Origin of the sequence: Exiguobacterium sp. 8H (assembly GCF_902506255.1) — a bacterium.
GTDB lineage: Bacteria > Bacillota > Bacilli > Exiguobacteriales > Exiguobacteriaceae > Exiguobacterium > Exiguobacterium profundum.
The window spans coordinates 2,724,926-2,749,319 of the sequence record NZ_LR733429.1 but is presented as its reverse complement, the minus strand read 5'-3'; the positions used below and the strand labels follow the sequence as shown (position 1 = coordinate 2,749,319).

Sequence of the window (24,394 nt, the reverse complement as noted above, 5' to 3'; positions counted from 1 at the left end):
GAAGTCAGCTCACGAATGAGCTGACTTCAGTTTACCAGAGTACCCAACCACGCGCTCCTGGAGGCGCACTCTCAATCAAGTGCCAGATTGGAACGGTGTATGCAAATGCGATCAAGACAAATGTCACGGTAATCCATAGCTTCCAATTCTCGAAGTAACGCGGTGTATCCATCGCCGCCTCTTCTGTCTCAGCGAGCGGGAATTCTTCTTCGCCTTTTGGAGCGAGGAATGACAAGTTGAACATCGAGTAGACGAAGATGAGAACAGAGATGAACAAAATTGTTCCCCCGATTGCCATCATGACATGATATGGGATCCATTCACGCGTCAATGCATCTGAGAAATAAGTTGCCGGACCCGTACGACGTGGGTTCCCGTTCAATCCTGAGATATGCATTGCATAGGACATGATCGCCATACCGAATGCCCATGTTCCTGCTTGAATCAATCCAAGCTTGTTCATCGCCTTCGTCAACGTGCGACCACGTAGGACTGGGACTAGCCAGTACGCTGTTCCGAAGAAGGTTAAGGCGACGGCAGTACCTACTGTGATGTGGAAGTGTCCTGTGACCCATAACGTATTGTGGACCATTGCATTCAATTGGTGCGAAGCGTTGATGATTCCACCTGCGCCAGCCGGGATGAAGAACAACATCCCAACGAAAGGAGCAAGGAAGCGAACATCGCCATATGGCATTTTCTTCACCCATCCGAACAGTCCTTTCGCGCCAAGGGCACGACCTCGAAGTTCAAACGTCGCAAAGAGCGAGAATGCTGTCATAAATGATGGGATGACGACTAAGAACGTCAAGATGACTTGAACGAATTTCCAGAACGGTTCAATCCCTGGCTCTGTCAACTGATGGTGGAAACCGACCGGGAATGAGAAGAGTAAGAACAGCAAGAACGCCATCCGCGCCAACGCATCCGAGAAGATCTTCCCACCAATCACTTTCGGTACGACCGTATACCACACGATGTATGCCGGCATGAGCCAGAAATAAACGAGCGGGTGACCGAAGTACCAGAACAATGTACGAGATAACTCGATTCCGACTGTATCCGTCCATCCTAACGAGAGCGGAAGGAGTTGGAATAAAATCGTTGCTGCAACACCAAGTGTCGCAATGTCCCAAAGAAGCATCGTCATGATACTCATATACGCCGGAAGTGGTGGATGGATACCAGGGTTGTCACGCTTGTAATCCGCATACATGCGGAACATCGCGAAAGACGACAACCATGTCCCGACTACGAATAACACGAGTCCGACATAGAAGAGCGGATCTGCCATGAGCGGCGCATAAAACGTATATAAGACCGTCCCTTTATTGGCCAAAATCATGACGGTTACCATGACAGCACCGATGATCATCGTCCAAAAACCGAGCCAAGCGACACGTGTCGGGAACGATTCAAAGCGACCGAACGACTTCGCCAATAAGGCATATAAAAGACCGATAATGAACATCGTCGTAAAGACGATTCCAAGCATGATCCCGTGCGCAGTCAGAAGTTGATAGTATCCAAAGATTTCAGGAATGACACCCGTCCGAATCAATGTCTGAGTCAATCCAGCTAGCGCCCCAATCAAGATGGCGAGAACGGATACGAGAACATGTCCATAGGCAAGACGTGCCTCTTTTGCTCCGATACTCGGAACCGGTACGCCGCGTTCCATCTCCCATTGCTTCAGTTTAGATGATACGTCATTCATTTATTCCACCACCTTGATTTTAGTCGACATCATGTGATGCCCTGTACCGCAATATTCGTTACACAAGATTAAAAATTCGCCAGCTTCCTCGAATGTGTACGTCAACGAGTTGATATGTCCCGGGACGATCATCATGTTGACCGGCGTACCCGTCAACTGAAATCCGTGGACGACGTCAGGTGATGTCACGAGGAACGTCACTTTTGCCCCTTTTGGAATTTCAACATTCCCTGGTGTGAACGTAAACGCTTGTGCGATCATGACGAGCTCGTATTCATTTTCACCAATTTGATGAAGTCCTGGTTTGTCGAACGGAGCCGTCTGATTTACTTTTGCCGGGTCAATCAAGTCTGCATCCGATGCGGGTTGATTACCTGCCGCGAATGCGGATACCCCGAGAACAGTCAGGAAGACTGCGAGTAGAATGATGCCGAATGTAAGCCAATATTTTTCTAGTTTATGAATATGCATGATGAGACCCTCCTCCCTGAATTCTTATCGAGTGACGAATAAGTAAAAGACTGATGACCACATGGCGATGATGACACCCGCCACGATCATGACCGATGTGAACGTTCCTTTTAAATTCGGTTCTTGCCCATCTTTATGTTCCACGTGTAAGACCCCTTTCGCTTGTTTTTCCACCTTTATTGTATGCAATCGCTCTGGTGATAATATGTGATATTTATCACTCAAAAAGTGACAATCACATCAATTTTGCGTAGTTTCAACACATAAAGTTCACATTTGTACAAAACCAATCCACAAAAAAACCGCCTCCACATGGGGCGGTTTACAAACGACATATTCCTGCCGGGCAGCCTTCGCAATGGCATAACTCTTTTAAAAAGTCGACATCGCGAATGATGATTGATTTCGTTGTTGTGCTGATGACACCTTCTTTTCGCCACTGACTGATCAATCGGTTCACCGTCTCACGCGGTGCTCCAATCAGTTGTCCGAGTTCTCCGTCAGACGGATGACGAGGAATCACGATTGCATCTTCTTCCTCCACTCCATGCATCGCGGCCATTCGAAGTAACGTCGAAGCCAATGCACCAGGTTTTCCATACAACAATAAGTCGCGCACTTTCATTTCGGAATGCTTACGCATCATCGATGTCCAGCGCAAGATTTCTCCGGCAAAACGGATATCGCGCTGCATAAGCGATTCTAACTCTCGTTTTGAAATCGTCCCGATGGTACTCTCTTCAGTCGTTTCGATGCTATACGAACTAGGGAATGTCTCCACGATGTCAAACTCACCAAAGAAATCATCCGATCCATACATGAACATGACGAGTGGATTTCCCTTTTTCGTGATTTTCGTGAATTTGACAGATCCACTCTTCAAATAAAAGAACTTATCACACTTCTCACCTTCCCAACACACGATACTCGCTTTTGGATGATGCTGAAGCGTCATCATTTCGAGTAACAGCTGTTTCGTTTCATCTGAGAATACAAAACTGTTCGGTTGGGTCGTTCCACATTGCATTGACATAGGTCGGTGCTCCCTCCACGTTTCATTCGTCCGTTCCATTTATGACTTTATTATACAGGAGTGTGACAGGGAGTATCATAAAAGTATGTGACATTTCAAACAATCTTTTGAAAATAAAAAGATTCGGGTATGACCCCGAATCTTTACATCGATTCATCGTTGAATCAGTCGAATCAATTGTTCAGCCGGTTTGAAGTTCGGATACCGGACTGGTAAATCAAATTTTGTCGTATTTTTTAAAATAGACTTCGCGTGGCTGAATGTCTCAAAACTCGTTCGCCCATGATAGGCCCCCATTCCGCTCTCGCCCACTCCACCAAACGGTAGATTTGGGTTCGTCAAATGCATGATGACATCGTTCACACACCCGCCACCGAAGGAAAGGTGCTTCATGACGGTTCTTTCCACGTCCTTTGACTCTGTAAAGAGATAGAGCGCCAATGGGTGTGGTCGGTCTGAGATGAACTCGATCACTTCATCCAATTGACGATATGGAATGACTGGTAAAATCGGACCGAAAATCTCATCTTTCATCACATCAGCATCTTCATGAAGATTCGTCATGACGGTCGGCGCAATTTTAAGCTCATCCCGGTTCATCTCTCCACCGAACACAAGGTCACCTTCTGTCAAATAGTGAGCCAAACGGTCGAAGTGTGATTCATTGACGATGCGCGTGTATCGTTTCGTGCCGACACCATTCCCAAACATCGCAAACGCCTCTTGTTTAATCGCTTCTAAAAATGCTTCTTGTTGCGATTCGTGGACGAGCACATAGTCTGGTGCGACACATGTTTGACCGGCGTTCATCCATTTACCCCAGGCGACACGTTTTGCTGCAATGGAGACGTTCGCATCTCCGTGAACGATGACTGGTGATTTCCCACCTAGTTCGAGCGTGACTGGCGTCAGATGCTTCGCTGCCGCCTGATTGACGATTCGCCCGACTTGCGTCGATCCCGTGAAGAAGATGTAATCCCATTTTTGTGCCAACAGCTCTTGCGCTGTATCTTTATCCCCTTCGACACTTGCCACATATCGATCGGTGAAGGCACGCTCGAGCACCTGCGTCAGGACACGCGCAACATTCGGCGTCAATTCTGAAGGTTTGACAACGGCTGTATTCCCTGCGGCAATCGCACCAATGAGCGGAGCAACAGCCAATTGGAATGGATAATTCCATGGAGCGATGATCAACACCGTGCCGTACGGCTCATATTGAATCTCACTCTTCATCCCAAGATGAATCGCCGTCCCACGGACACGCTTCGGACGCATCCACCGCTTCAATTCACGCGTCGTTCGTGAAATCTCATCGTAAATAAATCCGATTTCCGTCGTATACGCATCCAATTCGGACTTGTTCAAATCTTCGCGAAGCGCCTCTAGCAAATCCGCTTCATAATGCTTAATGGACTCCTTTAAAAACGTCAGCATGCTCAAACGAAATGCCATCGATTTTGTCGCCTGTGTTTTAAAGAAGCGGCGCTGTTTCTGGACTAGCTCGTCAATCGTCAACTGTTCAATCGGTGCCAGCATAAACTTTCCTCCTTATGATTCATCACATTTATCTCATTTTATCATCGTGTGAAACGTGAATCTAAAAAAACGCTTTCATCAACCTACTATAATACAAAGCGTTTAAATGTTTAAACGCTTAATCATAGAGTAAGCGATTGCTTCCCTCGTGTCAAAACATCCGTACTCTTTTTCGCGCGCTGATCAGAAAGAGCAGGCTTGCGCTCCCTAAAATCAAGCCGGTCAGTGTGAACTGCTGGACGATCGAGAGTGGAAGAACACTTAAGAATGATGACCCCGCTACCGTTCCGAGAGAGAAAAAGGCATAGAACGCCCCGTATGCTTTCCCTCGATTTTGTGGAGAGGTCGATTGGATCAACAACGTATTAATGGCCGGGAATAAAATGGCAAACCCGACACCATATAAGGCAAGTACCCCATACAGGCTAGTTTGTACACCCGATTGTCCAATTAACACCTGGCTTATCCCGATGATAGCCACCCCAAGTGCGGTCAACTTTGTCGGAGAGAATCGATCAAACAATCGGTTCGTCGGCAATAAAAAGAACAGGACGGCTACCACGCCGAACATACTGAGCAATGTCCCGCTCAATCGTGAATCATATCCAAGTTCCTGCACATGGAGCGGCAGTAAAAAGGCGAGCGCCCCTTGAGAAAACATGAGGAAAAAAGCGCCCCAATAGGCACGAAGCACTTTCGGATCCGGTTTTTCCCGTGTCCTCTCTTTTTCTATTATTGTCTCGACCGTTTGACTTCCTCGCATTGTCACAATCGTCACGATGAGAATCACCCAACCGAATAAAGAGACGAATAAAAAGACAGTTGGTGGCGATGTGATGCTTGCGACGATACCGCTGAATGCTGGACCGATAATGGCAGCTAACCCGACGAAACTACCGGTAATGGCGACTTTCTTACCTTGACGGTTCATCGCGGTGACGTTCGCCGACAGCGTAAATGCAGCTGGGACGATGAGTCCGGCCATAAAGCCATGAATACACCGTACAAACAGCAACATAAATGCTGAGTCGACGAACTGATAAGCCAATAAACTGAAGCTCGTCAGAAACAAGCCGAGAACCAAAACCGGATATGGACCATTTCTGTCAGTCCATATACCAGATAACATATTTCCAAACGTGTTCGTCAACGAATAGATTGCAATGGAAAAGCCAGCGATAAACGAGGATGCCCCAACGGATACCGCAAATGTGCTCATGATCGGAAGTTGGGCGAATAAATCAAAAAAGGCAAAGAATACGATTGCATATAATATAAAACGTGATGGAGTTTTCATCGGACAATTCCTCTTTCCCGTGATCTTATTCTTAGTCTAGCTGGTGCTCCACCCGTTTCATAGGGATGAATAGGTTTAGACACAAAAAATCCCTACAGCCAAAGGCTATAGGGAAAATCGCTTAGTTTGTTACTTCGACGGCTGTGTCGAGAGCGACACGAATCATTTCATCAAACGTCGACTGACGCTCTTCTGAAGTCGTCTCTTCACCCGTCAACAAGTGGTCAGAGATCGTGAGGATCGTCAACGCGTTCACTTTATGTTTCGCTGCAAGCGTGTAAAGACCTGCTGCTTCCATCTCGATCGCGAGGCAACCGAAGTCCGCCCATTTCTTGAAGTGATGGAAATCATCTTGATAGAATTGGTCAGCCGTGAAGATTTGTCCGACTTTGACCGGGATACCCGCTTTTTCTGCATTCATATACGCACGATGTAGGAGGTCGAACGTCGCTGTTGGCGCATAGTCCATTCCGTTGAAACGGACACGGTTTTGTCCCATTTCACTTGATGCGCTCATCGCGATAACAACGTCACGTACCTTAACATCTTCTTGAATTCCGCCCGCTGTTCCGACACGGATCAAGTTTTTAGCACCGTACGACATGATGAGTTCATTCACGTAAATCGACATCGATGGGACACCCATCCCTGTACCTTGCACTGAGATGCGTTTTCCTTTGTATGTTCCCGTGAAGCCGTACATGCCACGAACTTCGTTATATAATTCGACGTCTTCTAAAAACGTTTCCGCGATATACTTGGCGCGAAGCGGATCCCCTGGAAGTAATACCGTTTCTGCAATTTGTCCTTCTTGAGCTCCAATGTGTACACTCATGTTTGAATTCCTCCTTTAAGCTTGTCGTTGAACTTGTTCCCGAAATTCGTTCGGAGTAACACCGACTTGTTTTTTAAAGACCTTTCGGAAATATTTGTCGTCCGAAAAGCCGACTGCTTGGGCGACTTCATAGATACGCTGTCTACTCGTTTCTAACAGGCGCTTTGCTTCATTCATCCGAATTGTCAACACGTACTCAGATAGATTCACGCCATATTGTTGTTTAAATCGTCGTGAGATATACTCCCGACTTAAGTAAAACCGTTCACTCATTCCTTGCAAACTCAGCTCTTCCGCAAAGTGCTGTTCAATGTACGTACCAATTTGGGCAATCGGATCTTCACTCGACTCCGTCATCACGCCCGCTAACGCCCGTGACAACGTATCGTTTAGTACATCCGGGTCGATCGGCTTCAACAGATAATCAAAGCTCCCGTACTGGATGGCCCGGCGCATGTACGAATATTCATCGTAACCTGTCAACACAACGAGCTTAGAGGATGAAGCGTGGTCGTGTACCCACTCCATCAGCTCGATTCCATCACAATGTGGCATTTGAATATCCGATAGAATTAAAGCAGGTCGCTCCTGCTCGATGAGCGCCTTTGCCTCAAGTCCGTTCTTCGCCTCGAGTACGGCCTTCACACCGAACCGCTCCCATTCGCCGAGTAATTTCACCGCTTCCCTTACTGGAGATTCATCATCTACAATCAACACTTTCGTCATGATGCCACCCCTTCATCCGTTGCCGGGAAACGCATCATGATTCGAAAACCGCCTGTTTCAGGTGTAGCCAACATAAATTCTGCCTCCCGATTATAGTTTAACATGAGTCGATCACGAATGTTTCGTAATCCTGTACCCTCTGTGTCATAAAATGTCGAGTCCCCTTGTTCAATACGTGACATGACCCGTTCCCATTCTTCCGTCGTCAAGGAACGTCCGCTGTTCTCACAGCGAATCACGAGTGTCGCCCCTTCCATCCAGACCATCACGTCAAATCTATTCGCTAAAGCCGAGCCGTCTCGCTCGAACCCATGTTTGAAAAAGTTCTCTGCGAGCGGCTGTAAAATCATCTTTGGAACAATCAGTTCATGGAGGTCCTCAGGGACTGAGACGCTCACTTGAAACTGATTTGGAAAACGAACGTCTTGCAGGCGAATGTATGAGTTCAAATGCTCGATTTCTCTCTTTAGCGTGACCATCGACTCTTCTGGATGCATCGTATATCGCATCATCGAAGAGAGTTGTGTGATCAATCGATAGACGGTTTTGCCATCTCCCTTTAAAGCCAGTGTGCCGATCGACTGTAACGCATTGAATAAGAAGTGCGGATTAGTTTGCGCCTGTAAGGCACGTAGTTCATTCGTTCGGTTCTCTAAGGCAAGCTTATACTCCCGTTGAATCAGATCGTCGATTCGCTCAATCATCCGCTTGAACTGTCTCCCGAGTACGCCGAACTCATCATTTCCGAGGGAATCGAACGAGACCGTCATATCGCCTTGCTCAATTCGCCAAATGTTCGAGGTCAACGTCTTAATCGGAGTCGTCAGTTTCATCGAGGCGTACGTGGCGCCAATCAATGCCAGAATGAGTGAGATGATTCCGACTAACAAAATAATGAACGATGTTCGTGAAGCCGGTTCCGTCAAGAGCTGATCTGGAATCGACTTCCCGACATAGAATTGCTGATGGTCGAACTCAAATGTTTTCGTGATTTGATGATGATTTCCATCGGTCGAGAGCGATCTCGGTTGAAACGACGAAGGAATCTCGCCATCTCCAAGATGGGCGAACACACGATTGTCCTCACCAACGAACCATAGACTTTCCTCCGGACTATTTTGAAGAGAAGCCAACTGTCCGATGAACAGATCTTCCGGGATATCGAGCGACAGAATCGCGAGCGGTTCGTCCGTTTCAATTTTATCGAGTCTGAAATGGAGGGTGACGACATCTTCTTGTGTCATGATTGGTCCGAAATCATGATACGGAATGAGCGGATGTGACGCTTCAAGCAAGACACGACTTTTCGGATTATTCAACAACTGTCGTTGGACAGCGCTCGGTTCTTTTTTGGAACGCGGTGATACTTTCATTTTATACGCTGCGAATGAATCCATGTCTTCAAGCATCAACAGCTGAATTTGCGCCACGTCTTCCCGGGACAAATACATTGCGAGGAGCGCTCGTCGCACTTCAATCTCCGTTTCTCTTAACGACAGTCCCGGTCCGTATTCCAGTATGTCCAATACGTCACGATCTGCGTATAGGCTAGTCGGCAAGCGACTCAAGTCAGAGATATAGCGTTCCATCTGACGCGTCCCCCGTTCAAGCGACCATTCCGTCATTTCAAGACCGCGTTCACGTTCTCGATCCTCCACATACCAAAATGAAATGATTGTCGCGATAATGACTGGCACGATGATGGTTAATGCAATCATTCCTGTTAACTTTGTCCGAATGCTATTCACCGACATCCCCCCTACCCCATGAGTATATCACGCGTTATGCAAACGTTTGCAAGAATCATAAAAAAGAATCCTCATTTCTTTCGAAACAAGGATTCAGCGACTATTAATAGGATTCCATTAAATCAATGAGTTGTGGTCCGTGTCCCATTTCTCGTGCCACATCAATCGGTGTCATCCCCTCTTCGTTCTCGATGGTCACGTCTGCACCGTGATCAAGTAAGAGGAGGACCGTCTCAGGATCGATGTCGTCATTATAGAACAAGTTATGGAGTGGTGTTTCCCCATATTCGTCTTGAATGTTCACATCCGTCACGTTTGCCAGTTCCGCTTCAATTTCTTCATAACTCGCATTCATGAACGTCAATTCTTGAATCGGTTCACCTAATTCCATTCCCCAATCCTCTTCGAGATCTTCGCTCATTGCCGATGCGACAAAGTCAGATAAATCATCGTTCATGACGAGCAAGGCGATGATTGCTCCGTTACCGATGACAGTCAATAGAATCATCGAAATGATAGAGGCTTTCACATATCCCGCTGTTTTAAAGACCGGTACGTTTTCTTCGCCCGCATGTGTCGCAATCGCTGCGATGCGTTTCGGTAACGTCGGATGCGTCGACAACAGTTCACTATATTTCGCGATGAATCCCTTTTCTCGGCTCGCTTCATACAGATAGTCAAACTCATTCACTTCTTTCGCGAGCGGTCCCCCGATCGCAAGTACGGTCAACGCTTGTTTCGCCGCTCCAAAATCTTGAAGATAATGCGCTGCCATCCGGTCACACGTATACTCACATGCACGCGAATAAGCTGATCCTAAAAACGGAATGATGCTACCAAGTAAGACAACCCATTGTTTTTGAACGTGGTTCCGACGAATATGTGCCAATTCATGCGCGATGACAAACTCGACTTCTTTCGTCTGTCCAGTACGTGTCAATTCCACGACATCAGAATATAAGATGACCATATTCTTTTGGAAGAATCGCGTGGCGAAAGCATTTAACACACCACCGGCCTGTAAGATATACACATCTGGCAACAAACGAATCCCCATCTCAGCCCCGACGCGTTGAACCAGCTCATGAAGCTCTGTGAACTGACGAGGCGTCACCTTGACACCGTTCGTCCGAATATACCCGATTTGAATCCAGTGCGTAAACATTGAGAGTGCTACGATCGTCCCGATGATCCACAAGAAAAGACCGAACGATGCAATCGTCAGTACGATTCCTAAAATCAAGACGAGTACGCTTGCTGCGACTAATAATGAGAAGTATAAATTTTCTCGTTTATGTACCAAGTTTGAATGATTCATCTAAATTCCCCTTCTTTTTCCAAAATACATGTTTAATTATACCGTTCCTTCCAGAAGAAACAACGAAAAAAATAGAAACTGACGGATTCGTCAGTTTCTAGCGGATGGTCACTTGATAGAGTTTGTCGTCTTGCGATTGCGGATTGCCTCGTCCGTCCGTATTGTTCGAAATAAAATACAACGTATCGTCGTTCAACCACACATCACGAATCCGTCCTACCCCTTCGACAATTGTCGTGACTTGCTTCGTTTCACGATCGATGGCCACGAGCCGCTCATTCCGAAGTGTCGCCATGTATACGTACCGTTCATCGGTCGCAATTCCAGATGGTGCCCAAGACGTCTCACCAACTTCAAACCATGGCGTGATGAGACCTTCTCGTTCCTCGGTTGCCTCAATGAGTGGCCATCCATAATTGTTTCCTTCTTCTATCACGTTGACCTCGTCATGTCCACTCGCCCCATGCTCACTCGCATAAAGCGTATCATCCATCCGGCTGAGTCCTTGAGGGTTTCGATGACCAAGCGAATAAATCCAGTCGGTCGGTTCGCCTTCACCCGATAATGGAATTCGTAAAATCTTCCCCGCCAAAGATGACTCGTTTTGAGCAAGTTCTGGCACGAGCGCATCGCCCGTCGTCACCCAAAGATACGCTCCATCGACTAATAGACGTCCACCGTTATGGAAACGTGCCCCTGGTATCTCGTCAATCAAGACACCAGTTTCCTCGAAACGTTCTCCATCCCACGTCAACTCTACCACCCGGTTCTTGACGTCTCTTCCCGATGAACCGTACGTATGATATGCGTAAAGGATGCCACTCGATTCAAAATCGTCGCTCAGCGCGATGCCGAGGAATCCTCCTTCACCAATCTCAAATACGTCTTCGTCCAAGTTCACGTCAGATTGCGTCGCGCTACCGGAATCATCGATTACCGTGATGGTCCCACCACGTTCCGATACGAACCATTTGTCCGCACTTCGAGCGAGTGACCACGGGATCTCTAGATTCTCAGCGACGGCGGTCACTTCCCCGATGTTCAGTTCCGTCTCTTTAGTGGTATTCGATTCTTCAGATGTTGCCGACTCATCACGAGTCGATTCTTCAGCAGGTGGTGGCTCCGTACCTTCGTTCGTCGGTTCTGGCGTACATCCCATAAGAAACAATAGTGTCACAATCCCAATTTGACGTTTCATGTCGGTTCGCCTCCCTTTCCTTCATCATACCCTTGTTTTACGAGCGCTGTGAAGGTTCCGGTGGGCGGGCCGGCAAACGGGTTGCGATGATGAATGCAATCACGGCCGCAATCATCGCCCCGATGAAGATCCCATTCAACCCGGTCGCGATGATTTGTTCACCTTGCAGACGGACAGACGCGCTTAACGTCTCCGTCACACTTTGATTGAAGAAATCTTCCAAAGACACTTGGGATAAGGAGCTGCTTTCTTTAAAATCATTGAGTACGACAAAGTTAAAGACGGCTCCAAAGACTGCTACACCGAGCGTTTGACCGACCGTACTTAAGAAGGAGTTGGTCGCAGTCGCCGTTCCTCGTTGCTGATAGGAAACGACGGTTTGTAAGACGACGATAAACATCGGCTGTGACAATCCGAATCCTACCCCAATCAAAGCCACCGCACCATATACCCAGAAATCCGAGCTTGATTGAGATAAGAGTGTCAACGTGAGGGTTCCGATGACGAGTAATCCCATACCAACCAACGCGCGACGTCTCGGGGATGCCACACCGAGCGTCCGTCCTCCGATAATCGATGTGAATGTCCATGCAACAGACAACGGCATCAACATGAATCCAGCCTCGGTTGCTGTTTTTCCTAATACTGCTTGCGCCCAAATTGGGATGTAAGCTGACATTGAAACGAGCACCCAAGCTGCAAAAAAGACAGAGCCGTTGATGGCCGCAATCGTTGGTTGCTTGAGCAAATCAAACGGCAATAACGGAGAGGTTGCTCTTCTTTCCGATAGGAAGAATCCCCCTAACAAAACAAGACTAAGTACGCCACTCCCGGCGATGGTCGTCGTCCATTCATTCGTTTCACTGAACGTGATCAAGGCGTATAAAAACGCGGTCGTTCCTCCAGCGAACAAGAGAGCACCTTTTAAATCAATCCGCTCGCTCGTTTCAGCGACGGTTTCTTTGTAAAAGACGATAATCATGATGAACGAGAGTAACGCAAATGGCACGTTTAATAAGAATACGTAACGCCAAGACAACGTTTCGACCAAAAATCCACCGATGACGGGGCCAAGCACACCCGATACACCCCAGACCGCACTTAGAATCCCTTGAATTTTCCCACGCTCTTCATATTTATATAAATCCCCAATAATCGTCATCGAAATCGGAAGCACGGCTCCGGCCCCGAGACCTTGCAGCGCCCGAAAGACAATGAGTTGTTCCATCGATGTCGCTAACCCACATAACAATGAAGACACGGTGAACAACCCGATTCCAAACAACAGGACGCGCTTTCGCCCGAATAAGTCTGCCACTTTTCCATAAATCGGTGTCGAAACCGCCGTAAAGAGTAAGAAGGCGGCAAATACCCAGCTGACGAGCGTCGCCCCGTTCAACTCACTGGCGATGACCGGTGTCGCAACCGATACGACCGTCCCTTCAATCGCCGCTAAAAAGGTTGCCAGTAAGAGGGCAACCGTCACATTTTTTCTCATTCGTTCCATCTCCCCAAAAAAATAGTGGCGTCGGAAGGTTCCGAGCACCACTTCAACTGTCTATTATTTTGTGCGAGCCGCGTCCATTTGACAAGTGTCATCTTTCGATTCGAAAAAGAATTCTCTTAGTCGTTCATATGCGGCTTGTTCATCTTGGACATATACCTTCCCACAAACAGCACCCGCTCGCATCATCCAGACCTCATCTGCCAACATGGCGGCGACGTCAAGTTGATGCGTTGAAAACACGATGGTCGCCCCCCGTTTGGCCTCTTGTCGCAATAGTTCGCTGAGCATTTGCATCCATAGCGGATCGAGTCCGTTCGTCGGTTCATCCAACAACAAGATGTCTGGTTCGCTTACAAGAGCTTGAGACAACAAGAGACGTTGCCGCATCCCTTTTGAGAGTTCGGAGACGCGCTTTCGTTTATGCTCGTACAGACCGACTCGTTTTAAAATCTCCAGAGTCGGATGTGCCCCTTGCAAGGTAGCGTAGTAGATGAATGTCTCCTCAACTGTCCATGCCTCATCAAAATAGAAATCATCCGGCATATAGCCAAAACTCTCATTATATTTCGCGCGTTGTTTAATCGTATAACCATTCAATTGAATGTTGCCGGTACTCGGTTTGATGGTACCATTCATCAGATTCAACAGCGTCGATTTTCCGGCACCATTGCTTCCACACAACGCCACGATTTTCCCCGAGACGATGTCTTCACGAATGGGATGGAGTGACCACGAATCACCGTATTTTTTCCCTACATCTAAACAGTTAATCATGACGATTCCCTCCGTACATCACCGTCGAGGCAAGTGATAACAAGAAACCACTTGCCGTAAGCAAGCTCAACCAGACTCCAGCGTATCCAATCGGTCGATGCATCCAATTCAACAGGTGGAGATAGACATCCCCAAACACATCTGAAGAGGATACAATCGTACTGGCCCATACACGCATCAAGTCAAATCCATTCAGAAACAGCGCCACAATCATGCCGTTCACTTGCATACCGTAAGGAAGCCAGGAAACGATGGTCACGAGAAGCGTTGGCCAAAGCAACACGAGGATCGTCCATGTGAGGAAGGCCAGTAACATCGCTCGAATCCGCTTGCGCGCGATTAGTCCAAGCAAAGTTCCGAGCGCTGTCGCGTAGATTGTTAATCCAATGGCGTAGGAAAACAAAATCATCCAAGTCTCACCTGATTGTCCGACAACGAGCGAAGCAACGAGGAAAGCCAACAGCAGAATAAGTCCTTGTGTCACGAGAAATGAACTGAATCGGACTAAAATCAACTTCCATTTAGGATAGGTAAATGTTGAGAGGAGATTCAATCGCTTCGATTCCTGTTCCTGTCCCCAATGAAGCGCTGTCGTCAATAAAATGAAAAGAGGAAGTAACAGACCGAGCACCGTGATGAGCGTTGCACTTACGTTTGTATAGTCCGCAGCAACAGGTAGTGCTTGTCCGAGTCCTCCGAGTAGAACGAGCGTGAGAATCCATATAACTAAGAATACATAGTTCTCACGCTGTCTCAGACTCCGCGCCCATTCCATTCGCCACAGTGACATCGATTATTGCCCTTCTTCTTCTGTATCCATGTCCATTTCGCTATCTTGATCCATTGAGCCTTCGCCATCCATCTTCATGTGCATCTCGCCGCGCTCCCACGAATGGTCTTTCAATTGTTCGAAGTCCATCATATCTCCACCATTCTCTTCGATATAGGCTTCAGCATCAGCCTCTTTCGCGAACGAGAGAATATTGTACGCCATTGGTGTTTTCGACTCTTTGTCGTACACGAACATCGCTTCGTCTAATTCGACCCACTCTTTCGTATTGAAATCTTTCACGTACATCGCAGCAATATCTTCTTCTTTTTGTTCAGGATACCAATCACGCATGAGACAACCGATGTCATCAAACGCATATCCTTTTTCATTTTCCATGATGGCTTCCGCTGCGAACTGCTTATCCATGACTTTCATTTTACACACTTCACACTCTGTTTCGCCCCATTTGATTTCAAACGGTTCTGCCGATGCACTCGAACATGCTCCGAGTGCCAATGATAATCCTGCGATGGATAATAATCCTGATACTTGTTTATACGATTTCATGTCGTTTCCTCCCAAATATCCAAATGATAATAAGTAAAATGATACTCCCTAAATTCCAAATCGAACCGCTCCACTCCCACCTTGCTGTATAGGTTTGCGGTGAAAGGTCCGTCAACGATACATCGTTCGGACTTCTCAGAATGTTTTCTAATAGGAGAAGTCCCGGGGACCCGTATAATAATTCTAGCGCTTCATATGAATCAGTTAATAAGAACAAGTACGGTTCGGTTTGAAATGGGATTTCGCTATACCCGTCACGATCTAGGTCCAACGTCGTCCCACCCCAGACATTTCCTTGTACAACGTTGTCATCCGACTCGACCATCGTCACCGGTTCACGATTTCCTAACAGGTTATTTTGAAGAATCATCATCCCCGTTGCTTGCTTGAATTGAAAGCCGATATCGTTGCCGTTAATCGTATTCCGTTCAAGAATCGTTCCTACTGACTGCTCCGCGAACAAGCCGATATGATTTCCAGATACGTTCGTCATCTCGATGGTCGTATCGATTGCCTCATAGAGCATCAGCCCCGTCGCCGTTCCACCGAACTGGTCGTATACATTCCCATTTTTTAAGACGACTCGATTCGTTCCCATAATCATCGCACCGGTCAAATTATGATGGAGTTCGGGCACCGAAATCACCACGTCAGTCGGAAACATCAAGTGAATGCCGTAACGTGAATGCGAAACGACCGGTCGAACGATTGTGTGCCGAGATCCATTCTCTATGTATATCCCGTCTCTCACTCTCTTCACTACAACTCCACGCAGTTCGGTCGCCTCACTATCAAGGAGCACCATCCCATCCGCCTGTCCATTCCCGTCAATGGCCATTCGTGTGACTCGAACCCCATAACTATCCTCAATCAATAGTCCAGTACCAGCGGACTCGATCGATACATCAAGCAGTTGATGTCCGAGACCAGATACTTGGATGGCTGGTACATCGTCGTTCTCGCATTGTTGTACTGATACACGTTCGAGAACAGCACCGGTTCCACGCATGATAAATGCGGGATGGCCACAACTCGTATATGTTTTTCCGTCTCCATCCACATGCTCATTCGACTCAATGACGATGGGTTCAGTCAACGGAATCGAGTGTTCTTCCGCCTCTACCTGTGTTGCCCAACACAAAAATAGGATACAACTCAATATTCGTTTCATGCCCCCTCCTTCTCATAAGCGCTTACAACATCCATTCTACTGAAACCCCCACCGGTATGTGTGTGGTTTATATGGGATTCCTGTGACAATTTCTTCATAAAAAAAACACAGACGGTGAAGGGGTCGTTTCACCGTCTGTGCCATGCTTATTTCACTTTGTCTTGCCATACTTTCGTGAAGTCCTGAAGCATCTCTTCACCTGTTTTTTGTCCACCGACATATGCCTGCATAAGGGCACCATATTCATTCACTGCTCCATCCGGATACTTAAACCAGTTCCAAGAGATGGTCTTCCCTTCATTCGAATACGCCAAGATATCGTCTGCGAGTGGTCCAAGGTCGTTGGCTTCAATCGACTTGAAGGCAGGGATGAACTTGAACTTGTTGACCATGTAGTCTTTCCCTGTATCCGACGTCGCCATCCACTCTAAGAAGTCTTTCGCTTCTTCTTTATACTTCGAATTTTTGTTGACGACCCAGTTGTTCGGGACACCGACCGGAAGTCGGTCCATCTTCTCCGCATCGTCATTGATTGGGATTGGGACGAAGCCCATCTCCATATCTGGATTTACGTCGAGGATCATTTGTTGTGCCCAGTTCCCTTGTTGGAGCATTGCTGTCTCTCCTTGGGCGAACTGTGTGACTTGTGTATTGTAGTCCGTCGTCAACGGGTTTTTGTTTCCGTATTTAATCGTCAAATCAAACAATTTCAAAAACTCTTGGAACTGTTCATTGTCTTCAAACTTCGCTTTATTCTCATTGAGCGCTTGAATAAATGCATCCGGGTCGTCTTGTTGCGCCATCGGAATGTTCAACAAGTGGATTCCTAAAATCCAGAACTCTGCATAACCGACAGAGAACGGTGTGATTCCCGCTTGCTCAAGTTTTTCAGCAGCATCTGTCAGTTCAGAGAGTGTTTTCGGTAACTCTTTGATCCCTGCTTTTTCAAATAGTTCTTTATTATAGATAAATCCGTAACCTTCGAGGTTCATTGGCATTCCGTACAGTTTACCGTCCATCGTCATCGGCTCTTTGGCGACTTCTGTCAAATCTCCGATCCACTTCTCGCTTGAGAGGTCCTCGAGTTTATCCTTCCATGTCTGTGCTTCCGTGAATCCACCGTTGTTGAAGATATCCGGTTCATTTCCTGAGGCGAATTGTGATTTGAGGGCCGCACCGTAGTCTGCTCCACCACCGACGGTTTGAACCGTGACTTTCACACCCGTCTCCTCTTCATACTCTTTTGCCATCGCTTCAAGGTCTTTCGCAATCTCTGCTTTGAATTGGAAGACGTTTAACGTGACGTCTTTTTTGTCGCCACTATCTGCATTCCCTTCAGAAGAACCTTCGTCCGTGAGTGATCCGCCGCCGCAAGCCGCGAGTGATAAGACCATTCCAGCCGTCATGACCGCTGTAGACAATTTCCACTTCCGTTTCATCTCATTTCCTCCCTTAACCTTATCCATCTTTACAAACTCAACTTTAAATGAAAACGCTTCCAAGATGTAGGTGTCAAAATTGACGGATAGGGTGGAAAATGTTGCACAGAAAAACAGGACTCTTTTTTCGAGTCCTGTTCCGTGTTTCTTCTTATTATATTACAACAAGTTATATTACAACAAGCTGATGCCAGCTTCTTTACACGATTGAATGACTTCTTGCGGCCAGACCGATGTTTGCACTTCTCCGATATGACGCGCGCGCAAGAGATACATTGCGACACGCGATTGTCCGATTCCGCCCCCGATTGTAAGAGGAAGCGTTCCTTCGAGCACTCCTTGATGGAATGGGTACGCGCGCTTCTCTTCCGCGTCTGCTTTCTTCAGTTGCGCATCAAGTGCCACTTCGTCGACACGAATGCCCATCGATGACAGTTCAAATGCTGACTCGAGCTCAGGGTGCCACACGAGAATGTCTCCGTTAAGCGACCAATCATCATAGTCTGCCGCTCGTCCATCGTGTTTCATACCTGAAGCGAGAAGATCTCCGATTTGTGAGATGAAGACCGCACCGTACTCTTTACAGATAGCCGTTTCACGTTCTTTCGGTGTCATCGTCGGATACGTATCCTCCAACTCCTGACTCGTGATGAAATGAATCATTTCCGGAAGAATCGCTTCAACACCGTACGCTTTCTCTACTTCCGCTTCTGTTTCACGGAGCGCAGCGTAAATCGACTCCACCGTTGCTTTCAAGTATTCCATCGTCCGTTCTTCTCGAGCAATCACTCGTTCCCAGTCCCACTGATCGACGAATAAAGAATGGGTCGCGTCGAGTTCTTCGTCGCGTCGAATGGCACGCATCTGAGTGTACAATCCTTCACCGACACCGAATCCGTAACGACCGAGCGCTTCACGTTTCCATTTCGCGAGTGACTGAACGATTTCAAGTTCATGTCCCGGATACATCGTATCAAACTGAATGATACGCTCCACACCGTTCAAGTGATCGTTGACCCCACTCGCCGATTCGACGAATAGCGGTGCTTGTACTTGAATCAGTCCGAGTTCACGTGAGACTTTCTCCTCAAAGAGTGCCTTTACTGCTGCAATCGTCTGCTGTCTTTCTTTCATCGTGCTTGTTGCTGTTGTCATTTTCCGTTTCCTCCAATTGTGGAATATTTGAAAATGAAGCCATGAAAAAAAGCCCTCCATTCCCATCGAACATGGGACGGAAGACTTCGGTTCCGCGGTGCCACCCAAATTAGTAGACGAATCTACTCACTTTTTCGAGACAATCATCTCGTAACTCCGATAACGGGGAGCGGTCCGGCTACGTCTACTGGCAAAGCGTTCGGGTAGCGACTCCAGGAAGTTTTTCGACGAAGGGTTAAGACCGGGCTCACACCACCCCCGGATCGCTTGGCTCACTACCTTCGTGTACTCGTCCTTTCGACGTCGTTCACAATTGAATTGAGTTCATTATTATAAATATTCAGATTAATGTCAACGATTTTTTTCAAAAAAAATAATCCTCCGTGTAGCGAACGGAGGATTCCCTTGGGAGGGTTATTTAATCGAACCGCTTGTGATCCCTTTGATGATATGCTTTTGCATGCCGAAGAAAAAGACCAGAAGGGGAACGATTCCTAACACTAAACCTGCTAATGCCAAATCCCATTGTTTCGTGTACTGTCCAAAGAAATAGAATGTCGCGAGCGGGATGGTCCGTAACTCGACATCACGAAGAACAAGCGATGGTAATAAGAAGTCATTCCAAATCCATAGACTGTTCAAGATGACGATTGTCACCGTGATCGGCTTGAGAAGTGGAAAGACGATGCGCCAGAAGACACCCCATGTCGAGCAACCGTCGATGATGGCGGCTTCTTCAATCTCCTCAGGAATCGACTTCATGAATCCGTGATAAAGGAATACTGAGATACCAGACCCAAAACCTAGATACATGACGATCAGGCCCCAATGGCTATTCAACAGACCGAGGATACTCGAAACTTTCACGAGCGGAATCATGATGGACTGGAACGGAATGACCATCGCTGCCACGAACAAGAAAAAGATCATTGTGGAAACCCAATGTTTCGTCCGAACGAGTTTCCATGCCGCCATCGAGGTGAAGATGACAATGACCGCATTCGCTCCGACCGTGATGAGAAGGGAGTTCAAAAAGACACGTCCATAATTCATCGCTTCCCATGCTTCTGTATAGTTTGAGGTCAACCACTCGTTCGGTAAGGCGGACGTATTCGTAAAGATTTCAGCCATCGATTTGAACGAGTTGGCGACAACGTAATAGAACGGGACCAAATAGAGTAGTCCGAGCAAGATGGCGACGAGCTCAATAATTCCAAGGTTCCAAGAATACGTTCCCGGGCGAAGTGGACGCTGCGGGATACGCTTCGGTGTCTTCTCTACGTTTCTCTCGACATGTTCCAATTTTTCCGTCGTCATGCTTCCACCTCCCGTTTTTTCGTCACGTACACTTGCGTCACCGTAATCGCAGCCACGACCAAGAAGAAGATGACCGCCTTCGCTGACCCGAGACCATAATTGTTATTCACAAAAGACTCCGTATAGATATTTAAGGCTAACATCTCGGTCGATTTGAACGGTCCACCATTCGTGAGCGACAAGTTCGTATCAAACACTTTGAATGACCAAGAGATGGTCAGGAACAAACAGATGGTAATCGATGGCATAATCATCGGTAGCGTGATATGGCGGAGCATCTTAAGACGATTCGCCCCATCGATTCGTGCCGCCTCCATCAAATCAGTCGGCACGTTTTGTAGCGCAGCGATGTAGATGACCATGACATACCCGCCACCTTGCCAGATGGCGACAATCACGATTCCCCAAAATGCCGTTTGCGCATCTCCGAGCCATGGTAATTCGAACAGGCTCCACCCCGTCAACGCACCGATCGAGGCAAATCCTTTTACATAAATGAACTGCCAGATGAACCCGAGAATTAAGCCACCGATCAAGTTCGGCATGAAGAAAATCGTGCGTAGGAAGTTTCGCGTCTTAATGTTCATCGTCAATAATAGCGCCAATGAGAAACCGACGATATTCGTCAATAGGACAGACACAAGCGTATATTTCGTCGTAATCCAAAAAGAAGCGCGGAACTGCTCATCTTCAAAGAACAAGCGATGATAGTTATCCAATCCGACAAAGTTCAGTTCTCCGGTCACGCCGTTCCAGTCAGTGAAACTATAGTAAATGCCATTAAAAAATGGGATGAGTACGATTGCGACAAATGCCAGAAAAGCAGGTCCAACAAATGCTATAAAGCTCGCAGGTTTCTTCCAATTTCCTCTGCGTTTCGTCCGTTTAGTAGTCTCAGTCATGTGTATCGCCTCCACTATCACTGTATCGTGTCAAACCCTTAATGAAAACGGATACATTTGACGGAAAGGGTGGAAAATATTGAACGGAATGAATGAATTTGAAGGCGTGATGAGTTATGATAAAATCAATGATAATACGAACGGATTAAATATGATTTGCCTTGATTCATATTTTAATCCGAAATTCCCGAATGATTTTAAGAGAATAAAAAGATATCGTTCGATAAACGGAGGGACTTTTTGAATGACAACGACGAAACCATTATCTGACCTTACGATTGCCCAACAAGCCAAAACCTTGCCGATTAAAGACATCGCAGCAAAAATCGGATTACATGAAGATGATCTAGATCTTTACGGGAAATATAAAGCTAAACTTTCTTACGATGTCCTCGAACGTGTGAAAACGCAGGAAGACGGAAAACTCGTTCTCGTCACAGCGATCAATCCGACACCAGCTGGTGAAGGAAAATCGACGGTGACAGTCGGTCTCGGACAAGCGTTGAATCAGTTGGATAAACAAGCGATCGTCTGTCTGCGCGAACCTTCACTCGGTCCGACGATGGGCCTAAAAGGTGGCGCTGCTGGTGGTGGCTTCAGTCAAGTTCTCCCGATGGAAGACATCAACCTCCACTTCACAGGTGATATGCATGCGATCACATCGGCCCATAATACGATCAGTGCCATGATCGACAATCACTTGCATCAAGGAAACGACCTTGGAATCGATGTCCGACATATCGTCTGGAAGCGCGTCCTTGACTTAAACGACCGCGCACTTCGTCATGTCACGGTCGGCCTTGGTGGTCCTGCTCACGGAGTCCCTCGTGAAGACGGATTTGATATTACCGTCGCTTCAGAAATCATGGCGATTCTCTGTTTGGCCGATTCATTGGACGACCTAGAAGAACGCATCAAGCGAATCGTAGTCGCCTATGACCATCAAAAAGAACCAATCACAGCAGAACAAATCGGGGCGGCCGGGGCGGCGACGTTACTGTTGAAGGAAGCCTTTAAACCGAACCTCGTCCAAACGCTCGAACAAACACCTGCACTCGTCCACGGCGGGCCGTTCGCGAACATCGCGCACGGATGCAACTCACTGATTGCAACGAAGACTGCATTAAAGCTTGGGGAGTATGTGGTGACGGAAGCTGGGTTCGGTGCCGATCTCGGGGCAGAAAAGTTCTGTCATATCAAATCTCGAGTCGGTGATTTGAATCCGGATGCGGTCGTACTCGTCGCAACCGTTCGCGCTTTAAAAATGCACGGTGGCGTTTCGAAAGATCAGCTTTATATTGAGAATGTCGGTGCAGTCGGAGAAGGATTGAAATTACTCGCCAAACATATCGATACGATGAAAAAACTCGGACTGCCTACGGTCGTCGCATTGAACCGTTTCAATTCAGATACAGAAGAGGAACTTGCAACCGTTCTTGATTGGTGTGCGGCACACGGTATTCGTGCTTCGCTCAGCGAAGTATGGGCAAACGGCGGACTTGGTGGTCGACAGTTAGCCGAAGCGGTCATTGACGCCGTCGAGTCGAACGAAAGCAAACTTACGCCTCTATATGAGTTGACCGATTCGATCGAACAAAAGATTAAAACCATTGCGAGAGAAGTATACGGTGCTGCAGACGTCGTATTTACCGCCAAAGCACAAAAGCAAATGAAAGATGTTCAGGCGAACGGCTGGTCGGACCTTCCCATTTGTATGGCGAAGACACCGTTCTCCCTCTCAGACGACCCTGCAAAATTCGGTTATCAACAAGGATTCACCATCACCGTTCGCGAATTAAAACCTTCAGTGGGAGCAGGATTCCTCGTCGCCTTAACAGGCAACGTGTTGACGATGCCAGGGTTACCGAAACACCCAGCAGCTCTCAATATGGGAATTGACGAATCCGGAAAAGCAATCGGCCTTTTCTAATAGGGGGATGACACATGATCGTATCGGAGTTGACGTATCCTGACGGGTATCAAACAGAAGTCATGCACGTTCAGGCAGAGCAATCGATTGGAAAAATATTCATGTTTCACGGGATGCTCGAACATCATGAAAGATATATTGAGTTTGCACAGTTTATGGCAGATAATGGCTATGATGTGTTTGTGTGTGACTTGCGTGGTGCGGGTACAAGCGCTCATGACCAACGCACATATGGGCATCTCACGCCAGGAACGGGATTCCAACAACTTGTTGAGGATGCACAGTTCCTCATCCGTCAATATGAGGATGGTCGTCCGACATATCTAATAGGTCATAGTTTCGGTTCTCTTCTCGTTCGAAAGCTCGGTCAAGTCATGGGGCACGCCTTATCCGGAATCGTCGTCGTCGCCCCGCCTCCTCATCCAGGAGTTGCAGGCGAACTCGGGCATCGCTTAATTGCTACCGCGATGAAACGAACACACGAAACACACCAATCTCGTTTTTTTGAACGACTGTTATTCGGACGTTATAATCTTAAGTTTTTACCTGTTCGAACGGATAGCGACTGGCTTTCAAGTGTTCCAGACGAAGTCGACTCCTATCTCGCCGACCCAAATTGTGGCGGTTTGCCTTCCCTCGGTTTTTTACATGAAGTGACACGCGCTTCATTAGATGTCACCACGTCTGCACGGATTCATGAACATCCGAAGTCTCTTCCAGTTCTGTTCGTTGCCGGAATGGACGATCCTGTCACGCATGACGGAGAAGGGTTGAACGGAATCATTAAGAAATATCGTAATGCGGATGTCGAGCTCGCAGTCGTCACTTACGACAATGCTCGACATGAAATCCTTCGTGAAGCACACCGCGAACAAGTATGGTCAGATATTCTTGCTTGGATGAAGCAAAACATAATCCATTAATTTACTTAATCCCCTTTTATAAGGGGATTTTTCATTTACCTGATTTTAGAAAAAT

The 24,394-nt window shown here is 47.3% G+C and carries 22 protein-coding genes and 1 other annotated feature; of the genes, 2 read left to right on the top strand and 20 right to left on the bottom strand.

What is annotated here, in order from left to right; translation table 11 throughout:
• Positions 1-31: 31 nt before the first annotated feature.
• From GVY43_RS14360 to GVY43_RS14265, 20 genes are all read right to left on the bottom strand, one after another.
• Positions 32-1,717 (bottom strand): b(o/a)3-type cytochrome-c oxidase subunit 1, encoded by a 1,686-nt coding sequence (locus tag GVY43_RS14360; RefSeq protein WP_074037747.1) that lies wholly within the window; start codon positions 1,715-1,717, stop codon positions 32-34.
• Positions 1,718-2,188: a cytochrome c oxidase subunit II gene (locus GVY43_RS14355; RefSeq protein ID WP_015880821.1), complete on the bottom strand. Its 471-nt coding sequence runs from the start codon at positions 2,186-2,188 to the stop codon at positions 1,718-1,720.
• Between the two features lie 24 nt (positions 2,189-2,212).
• Positions 2,213-2,332: a cytochrome c oxidase subunit 2A gene (locus tag GVY43_RS14350; RefSeq protein ID WP_224863290.1), complete on the bottom strand. Its 120-nt coding sequence runs from the start codon at positions 2,330-2,332 to the stop codon at positions 2,213-2,215.
• Positions 2,333-2,510: 178 nt separating this feature from the next.
• Positions 2,511-3,221 carry a Crp/Fnr family transcriptional regulator gene (locus GVY43_RS14345; protein ID WP_015880820.1) on the bottom strand — a complete coding sequence of 237 codons (711 nt, stop codon included), beginning with the start codon at positions 3,219-3,221 and terminating at the stop codon, positions 2,511-2,513.
• A 153-nt stretch (positions 3,222-3,374) separates the two neighbouring features.
• Complete coding sequence (locus GVY43_RS14340) at positions 3,375-4,760, bottom strand: aldehyde dehydrogenase (RefSeq protein WP_074037749.1); 1,386 nt, start codon at positions 4,758-4,760, stop codon at positions 3,375-3,377.
• 151 nt (positions 4,761-4,911) lie between these two features.
• Positions 4,912-6,057: an MFS transporter gene (locus GVY43_RS14335; protein ID WP_159563554.1), complete on the bottom strand. Its 1,146-nt coding sequence runs from the start codon at positions 6,055-6,057 to the stop codon at positions 4,912-4,914.
• Between the two features lie 121 nt (positions 6,058-6,178).
• A complete protein-coding gene (gene deoD / locus GVY43_RS14330) occupies positions 6,179-6,892 on the bottom strand; it encodes a purine-nucleoside phosphorylase (RefSeq protein ID WP_015880817.1) in 714 nt (237 codons plus the stop codon).
• Between the two features lie 15 nt (positions 6,893-6,907).
• The gene (locus GVY43_RS14325; protein ID WP_074037751.1) at positions 6,908-7,618 is read right to left on the bottom strand and encodes a response regulator; all 711 of its coding nucleotides are present in this window, start codon (positions 7,616-7,618) and stop codon (positions 6,908-6,910) included.
• The gene (locus GVY43_RS14320; RefSeq protein ID WP_074037752.1) at positions 7,615-9,372 is read right to left on the bottom strand and encodes a sensor histidine kinase; all 1,758 of its coding nucleotides are present in this window, start codon (positions 9,370-9,372) and stop codon (positions 7,615-7,617) included. The genes GVY43_RS14325 and GVY43_RS14320 overlap by 4 nt, the downstream gene beginning before the upstream one ends.
• A 97-nt stretch (positions 9,373-9,469) precedes the next feature.
• On the bottom strand, positions 9,470-10,684 hold the full coding sequence (locus GVY43_RS14315) for a M48 family metallopeptidase (protein WP_159563553.1): 1,215 nt from the start codon (positions 10,682-10,684) through the stop codon (positions 9,470-9,472).
• Between the two features lie 97 nt (positions 10,685-10,781).
• Positions 10,782-11,882, bottom strand: coding sequence for a sorbosone dehydrogenase family protein (locus GVY43_RS14310; protein WP_159563552.1), 1,101 nt, complete (start codon positions 11,880-11,882; stop codon positions 10,782-10,784).
• A gap of 37 nt (positions 11,883-11,919) precedes the next feature.
• Positions 11,920-13,380 (bottom strand): MDR family MFS transporter, encoded by a 1,461-nt coding sequence (locus GVY43_RS14305; RefSeq protein WP_159563551.1) that lies wholly within the window; start codon positions 13,378-13,380, stop codon positions 11,920-11,922.
• Between the two features lie 63 nt (positions 13,381-13,443).
• Positions 13,444-14,163: an ABC transporter ATP-binding protein gene (locus GVY43_RS14300; RefSeq protein ID WP_159563550.1), complete on the bottom strand. Its 720-nt coding sequence runs from the start codon at positions 14,161-14,163 to the stop codon at positions 13,444-13,446.
• Positions 14,156-14,953, bottom strand: a complete 798-nt coding sequence (locus GVY43_RS14295; RefSeq protein WP_159563549.1) for a hypothetical protein — start codon at positions 14,951-14,953, stop codon at positions 14,156-14,158. The genes GVY43_RS14300 and GVY43_RS14295 overlap by 8 nt, the downstream gene beginning before the upstream one ends.
• Before the next feature lie 3 nt (positions 14,954-14,956).
• Positions 14,957-15,502, bottom strand: coding sequence for a nitrous oxide reductase accessory protein NosL (locus tag GVY43_RS14290; RefSeq protein ID WP_159563548.1), 546 nt, complete (start codon positions 15,500-15,502; stop codon positions 14,957-14,959).
• A complete protein-coding gene (locus GVY43_RS14285; protein ID WP_159563547.1) occupies positions 15,489-16,673 on the bottom strand; it encodes a nitrous oxide reductase family maturation protein NosD in 1,185 nt (394 codons plus the stop codon). The genes GVY43_RS14290 and GVY43_RS14285 overlap by 14 nt, the downstream gene beginning before the upstream one ends.
• 146 nt (positions 16,674-16,819) lie before the next feature.
• Positions 16,820-18,112: an ABC transporter substrate-binding protein gene (locus GVY43_RS14280; protein ID WP_159563546.1), complete on the bottom strand. Its 1,293-nt coding sequence runs from the start codon at positions 18,110-18,112 to the stop codon at positions 16,820-16,822.
• Positions 18,113-18,286: 174 nt separating this feature from the next.
• Positions 18,287-19,267: an aspartate--ammonia ligase gene (gene asnA / locus GVY43_RS14275; protein WP_074037761.1), complete on the bottom strand. Its 981-nt coding sequence runs from the start codon at positions 19,265-19,267 to the stop codon at positions 18,287-18,289.
• A 69-nt stretch (positions 19,268-19,336) separates the two neighbouring features.
• Positions 19,337-19,577, bottom strand: a binding site (T-box leader).
• Positions 19,578-19,681: 104 nt separating this feature from the next.
• A complete protein-coding gene (locus tag GVY43_RS14270; RefSeq protein ID WP_078146321.1) occupies positions 19,682-20,584 on the bottom strand; it encodes a carbohydrate ABC transporter permease in 903 nt (300 codons plus the stop codon).
• Positions 20,581-21,486 carry a carbohydrate ABC transporter permease gene (locus tag GVY43_RS14265; RefSeq protein ID WP_196431582.1) on the bottom strand — a complete coding sequence of 302 codons (906 nt, stop codon included), beginning with the start codon at positions 21,484-21,486 and terminating at the stop codon, positions 20,581-20,583. The genes GVY43_RS14270 and GVY43_RS14265 overlap by 4 nt, the downstream gene beginning before the upstream one ends.
• 244 nt (positions 21,487-21,730) lie before the next feature.
• On the opposite strand from GVY43_RS14265, the gene GVY43_RS14260 reads away from it, so the two are divergent.
• A complete protein-coding gene (locus GVY43_RS14260) occupies positions 21,731-23,416 on the top strand; it encodes a formate--tetrahydrofolate ligase (RefSeq protein ID WP_159563545.1) in 1,686 nt (561 codons plus the stop codon).
• A 14-nt stretch (positions 23,417-23,430) separates the two neighbouring features.
• Positions 23,431-24,339: an alpha/beta fold hydrolase gene (locus GVY43_RS14255; protein WP_159563544.1), complete on the top strand. Its 909-nt coding sequence runs from the start codon at positions 23,431-23,433 to the stop codon at positions 24,337-24,339.
• Positions 24,340-24,394 lie beyond the last annotated feature (55 nt).

Excerpts from the sequence above, each read along its gene's own strand:
- GVY43_RS14325 (WP_074037751.1), bottom strand. The coding sequence starts at position 7,618 with ATGACGAAAGTGTTGATTGTAGATGATGAATCTCCAGTAAGGGAAGCG.
- GVY43_RS14295 (WP_159563549.1), bottom strand. The coding sequence starts at position 14,953 with ATGTCACTGTGGCGAATGGAATGGGCGCGGAGTCTGAGACAGCGTGAG.
- GVY43_RS14270 (WP_078146321.1), bottom strand. The coding sequence starts at position 20,584 with ATGACGACGGAAAAATTGGAACATGTCGAGAGAAACGTAGAGAAGACA.
- GVY43_RS14255 (WP_159563544.1), top strand. The coding sequence starts at position 23,431 with ATGATCGTATCGGAGTTGACGTATCCTGACGGGTATCAAACAGAAGTC.
- GVY43_RS14360 (WP_074037747.1), bottom strand. The coding sequence starts at position 1,717 with ATGAATGACGTATCATCTAAACTGAAGCAATGGGAGATGGAACGCGGC.
- GVY43_RS14265 (WP_196431582.1), bottom strand. The coding sequence starts at position 21,486 with ATGACTGAGACTACTAAACGGACGAAACGCAGAGGAAATTGGAAGAAA.
- GVY43_RS14355 (WP_015880821.1), bottom strand. The coding sequence starts at position 2,188 with ATGCATATTCATAAACTAGAAAAATATTGGCTTACATTCGGCATCATT.
- GVY43_RS14320 (WP_074037752.1), bottom strand. The coding sequence starts at position 9,372 with ATGTCGGTGAATAGCATTCGGACAAAGTTAACAGGAATGATTGCATTA.
- GVY43_RS14305 (WP_159563551.1), bottom strand. The coding sequence starts at position 13,380 with ATGAGAAAAAATGTGACGGTTGCCCTCTTACTGGCAACCTTTTTAGCG.
- GVY43_RS14315 (WP_159563553.1), bottom strand. The coding sequence starts at position 10,684 with ATGAATCATTCAAACTTGGTACATAAACGAGAAAATTTATACTTCTCA.
- GVY43_RS14310 (WP_159563552.1), bottom strand. The coding sequence starts at position 11,882 with ATGAAACGTCAAATTGGGATTGTGACACTATTGTTTCTTATGGGATGT.
- GVY43_RS14260 (WP_159563545.1), top strand. The coding sequence starts at position 21,731 with ATGACAACGACGAAACCATTATCTGACCTTACGATTGCCCAACAAGCC.
- GVY43_RS14280 (WP_159563546.1), bottom strand. The coding sequence starts at position 18,112 with ATGAAACGGAAGTGGAAATTGTCTACAGCGGTCATGACGGCTGGAATG.
- GVY43_RS14285 (WP_159563547.1), bottom strand. The coding sequence starts at position 16,673 with ATGAAACGAATATTGAGTTGTATCCTATTTTTGTGTTGGGCAACACAG.
- GVY43_RS14345 (WP_015880820.1), bottom strand. The coding sequence starts at position 3,221 with ATGTCAATGCAATGTGGAACGACCCAACCGAACAGTTTTGTATTCTCA.
- GVY43_RS14300 (WP_159563550.1), bottom strand. The coding sequence starts at position 14,163 with ATGATTAACTGTTTAGATGTAGGGAAAAAATACGGTGATTCGTGGTCA.
- GVY43_RS14290 (WP_159563548.1), bottom strand. The coding sequence starts at position 15,502 with ATGAAATCGTATAAACAAGTATCAGGATTATTATCCATCGCAGGATTA.
- deoD (WP_015880817.1), bottom strand. The coding sequence starts at position 6,892 with ATGAGTGTACACATTGGAGCTCAAGAAGGACAAATTGCAGAAACGGTA.
- GVY43_RS14335 (WP_159563554.1), bottom strand. The coding sequence starts at position 6,057 with ATGAAAACTCCATCACGTTTTATATTATATGCAATCGTATTCTTTGCC.
- GVY43_RS14340 (WP_074037749.1), bottom strand. The coding sequence starts at position 4,760 with ATGCTGGCACCGATTGAACAGTTGACGATTGACGAGCTAGTCCAGAAA.
- asnA (WP_074037761.1), bottom strand. The coding sequence starts at position 19,267 with ATGACAACAGCAACAAGCACGATGAAAGAAAGACAGCAGACGATTGCA.